This window comes from Devosia sp., assembly GCF_017307565.1.
In the GTDB taxonomy this organism is placed as follows: domain Bacteria; phylum Pseudomonadota; class Alphaproteobacteria; order Rhizobiales; family Devosiaceae; genus Devosia.
The window spans coordinates 1-3,696 of record NZ_JAFKHD010000111.1 but is presented as its reverse complement, the minus strand read 5'-3'; the positions used below and the strand labels follow the sequence as shown (position 1 = coordinate 3,696).

Here is a 3,696-nt window from a genome sequence, read left to right as displayed (position 1 = left end):
GGCGGCGCTTGGTGGGGCCGCCGGCGCCGGCATTCCATTCGTCGGCTTCAAAATTGTCGATGGAGACGAAAGTGGGTTCGCCGCCCATGGTCAAGCGGACGTCTTCAGCCTTCAGGATAGAATCGACTTGCTGGCCTAAGGCATTGAGATGGTTCCAGCTTTCGTCCGAGAAGGGCTTGGTGATGCGCGGGTGTTCGGCGACGCGCGTGACCTTCATATCGAAGTTGAAATCGACCTCGGCATAGGAGGCGAGGCCGGAAATCGGCGCGGCATTGCGGTAATGCGGGGTGGCGGCGAGGGGGACGTGGCTCTCCCCGGTGAGGAGACCGGAGGTGGGGTCGAGGCCGATCCAGCCGGCGCCGGGGAGGTAGACTTCGCACCAGGCGTGGAGGTCGGTGAAATCGTGGTTGGTGCCAGCAGGGCCGTCGAGGGAGACAAGGTCGGGTTTGAGCTGGATCAGGTAACCGGAGACGAAACGCGCCGCAAAGCCTAGGTTTCTCAATATGTTAACGAGGAGCCAGCTGGAGTCGCGGCATGAACCTTGACCATTGGTCAGGGTTTCGTCGGGTGTCCACACGCCGGGCTCCATGCGGACGATGTAGTTCACCGTCTGCTGGAGGGTCGCGTTGAGCTCGGTGACGAAGGTCACGGTGTTGCGCGGGCGCCGGTCGATAGTATCGAGGAAGCGCTGCAGGGCGGGGGTAAGTTTTTCCGGGACGCGGTAGATCGAGAGATCGGCGCGGATATCTTCGGGATATTCGAAGGGCCAGGTCTCGGCTGATTCCTCGACAAAAAAGTCGAAGGGATTGTAGACCGTCATGTCGGCGATGAGGTCGACTTCGATCTTGAGTTCGGTGACTGGCTCAGGAAAAACGAAGCGTGTCAGGAAGTTGCCGTATGGATCCTGCTGCGTATTGACGAAATGAAGGTTCGGCGTGACCCGCAGGGAGTGGCTGAGGACCTTGGTCTTGGAGTGGGGTGCCGGCTGCAAGCGAATGATCTGCGGAGCCAGGATGACGGGGCGATCATACTTGTAATGGGTCCGGTGATAGATTGCGGCTTTGATCGACATTCGGCGGCGTCGCTCGCTCCATGGCCACAGATTTTGCGCTTCCCGAATGGGAGCTTAGCGACGTTTCAAGCGCTTGAATAGGCGGTGACTTCGCTAGCAGACTGTTAGCTTCGAGAGGATGCCGGGGCCAATTTGGTGACTGCGGTGCGAATGTCGCGCTCCGTGTCGCGCAGATGAATGCGCATCGCCTCGGCAGCAGCCCTGCCATTGCCCTCGCGGATGCAATCGAGAATGCGCTGATGGGCGGCGACGGTGTCCTGAGGCGTGTGGCCGCGCTCGGCGTGACCGCGCTGGCTGATGAAGAAGCTCTCGCGCAAAGGTGAAGCCATGGCTTCAAAGAGATAGCCAAGCACGCGATTGCCGCTGGCGAGGGCGACCGCCTCGTGGAAACCGAAGTCGTAAGCGTGGAAGTTGGCCTCGGCGGTCTCGTCTGCGAAGTCGGGCGAATCCCCGATCGCGTCCTGCATGCCATGGAGGGCACTTTCGATGGCCGTGATGCCGGCGCGGTTGGCTCGTTTGGCCGCCAGCGTCGCCGATTGCACCTCCAATGACAGACGTACCTCAATAAGGTCGAAAATGCCTTTGGCATCAGTACGAACGAGGGAGGTGAGGAAGTCTGAAAAGGCAGAGCCATCTGGTTCGCGCACCACTGCCCGACGCCCCCTCGAAAGCTCGAGAAGCCCGCGGCCCGCAAGGAGTTTGACCGCCTCGCGGATGGTCAGGCGACTGACCGAATAACGGGTGGCAAGATCGGCTTCGCTGGGCAGACTTTGACCCGGTGCAAGCTCGCCCAGGATCAGTTGCGCGAGATCGTCCGCCACCACGCTCGCAGCACTCGCGTGATCGGACCTCGAGTCTCCATTCAAACCTGCCACGGCGCCTCCAAGGTATCTGATACCTTTGACTCCTGCCTGCCGCTATCGGGCACGTTGTGGCGAGGAGTCTCCCATTGTTTTTTCCAGGTTAGCGGCTAACGCGGTCAACGGCAATGGCGGGAAAGCAGGCCTTCTACGCCCGGGAATATATATTCGACAATCGAAAAAATACACAGCTTCGACATTGGGTCGCTTTACAAGCATATCTGATTATCCTAGTTTCCTGCCGTGGCTTTTGGGAGGGCCAGCAAGGCAGCAAAGCTGCTCGCAGGAGGACATCATGCAGTTTCGGCACAGGGCACCGACGTGAGGTCGGCAGGCGCTGTGCGCACCGTTTTCGGCGTGGGCCAAGCCCGTGCGGCAAGGGTGCTGGAACCAGTTGGCCCGACCGACCGCAGCCACGACGAACACATCAATCACCTCGAATTATTCAAGGGAGTCGAGACGTGAAGGTTCTGAAATCAATCGCGACGCTGTTTGCCGCCGGTGCCCTGATGGCCTCCGCTGCAAGCGTTGCCCATGCCCAGGATAAGGGCCAGATCGGCATTGCAATGCCGACCCAGTCGTCGCTCCGTTGGATCTCGGACGGTAACGAACTGAAGACGGCTCTCGAAGCCAAGGGCTACACCGTCGACCTGCAGTTTGCTGAAGACGATATCCCGAACCAGCTCGCCCAGATCGAAAACATGGTCACCAAGGGCGTCAAGGCTCTCGTGATCGGCTCGATCGACGGCACCACGCTGTCGGCCGTTCTGCAGCAGGCCGCGGACGCCGGCATCAAGGTTGTCGCCTATGACCGCCTGATCCGCGACACGCCGAATGTGGACCTCTACACCACCTTCGATAACTTCCAGGTCGGTGTGCTCCAGGCCAATTCCATCGTGAAGGGCCTCAAGGAACGCTTCCCGAACGTGAAGCCGTGGAACGTCGAACTGTTTGGCGGTTCGCCGGACGACAACAACGCCTTCTTCTTCTACGACGGCGCCATGTCGGTCATCCAGCCGCTGATCGATGCTGGTGATATCGCCGTGAAGTCCGGCCAGCAGGGCATGGACACCGTCGGTACCCTTCGTTGGGACGGCGCTGTTGCTCAGGCTCGCATGGACAACATCCTCTCCGCCAACTACTCGGACGGCTCGACCGTCCAGGGCGTTCTGGCTCCCTATGACGGCCTGTCGCGCGGTATCATCTCGTCGCTCCGCGGCGTTGGTTATGGCTCGGGCGACCTGCCGTGGCCGATCATCTCCGGCCAGGATGCTGAAGCTCCGTCGGTGAAGGCTATCGTTGCTGGCGAACAGTACTCGACCATCTACAAGGACACCCGCGAACTGGCCAAGACCACTGCCGACCTCGTCGACACGCTGGTTTCGGGCGGCACGCCGGAAGGCCTCGACACCACCACCTACAACAATGGCGTCAAGGTTGTGCCGTCGATCCTGCTGACCCCGTATGAAGTCGATGCGACCAACTACAAGGAACTCGTGATCGACTCGGGCTACCTCAAGGCCGAAGACATCCAGTAAGCCTCGGGCTTGCCAAGATCGGGGCTCCGCGGCAACGCGGGGCCCTTTCAAGATTTGGGTTCTCGGGTTTGGTGGTGTGTGCCGCTCACAGCGTCCACCAGCCACCGGCTGTCACCCGGCGAATGCCGGGGCCCAGCCTGAGACACATGAGTGGGCTGGACAGGTGCGGCGCCCCTAGCGGGCAAATCTGAACTCGCCATCTGGGTCCCGGCATTCGCCGGGATGA

Annotated in this window: 3 protein-coding genes; 1 reads left to right on the top strand and 2 read right to left on the bottom strand. The window is 60.8% G+C overall.

Features of this window, described 5'->3' with window-relative positions; all coding sequences use genetic code 11:
• Both J0I64_RS03290 and J0I64_RS03285 read right to left on the bottom strand, forming a co-directional pair.
• Nucleotides 1–1,072: transglutaminase family protein (locus J0I64_RS03290; RefSeq protein WP_291406193.1), on the bottom strand; the 1,072-nt coding region annotated here is incomplete at its 3' end.
• Between the two features lie 104 nt (nucleotides 1,073–1,176).
• Nucleotides 1,177–1,893 carry a FadR/GntR family transcriptional regulator gene (locus J0I64_RS03285; RefSeq protein WP_291406192.1) on the bottom strand — a complete coding sequence of 239 codons (717 nt, stop codon included), beginning with the start codon at nucleotides 1,891–1,893 and terminating at the stop codon, nucleotides 1,177–1,179.
• 509 nt (nucleotides 1,894–2,402) lie between these two features.
• On the opposite strand from J0I64_RS03285, the gene chvE reads away from it, so the two are divergent.
• A complete protein-coding gene (gene chvE, locus J0I64_RS03280) occupies nucleotides 2,403–3,470 on the top strand; it encodes a multiple monosaccharide ABC transporter substrate-binding protein (protein WP_291406194.1) in 1,068 nt (355 codons plus the stop codon).
• Nucleotides 3,471–3,696: the final 226 nt, after the last annotated feature.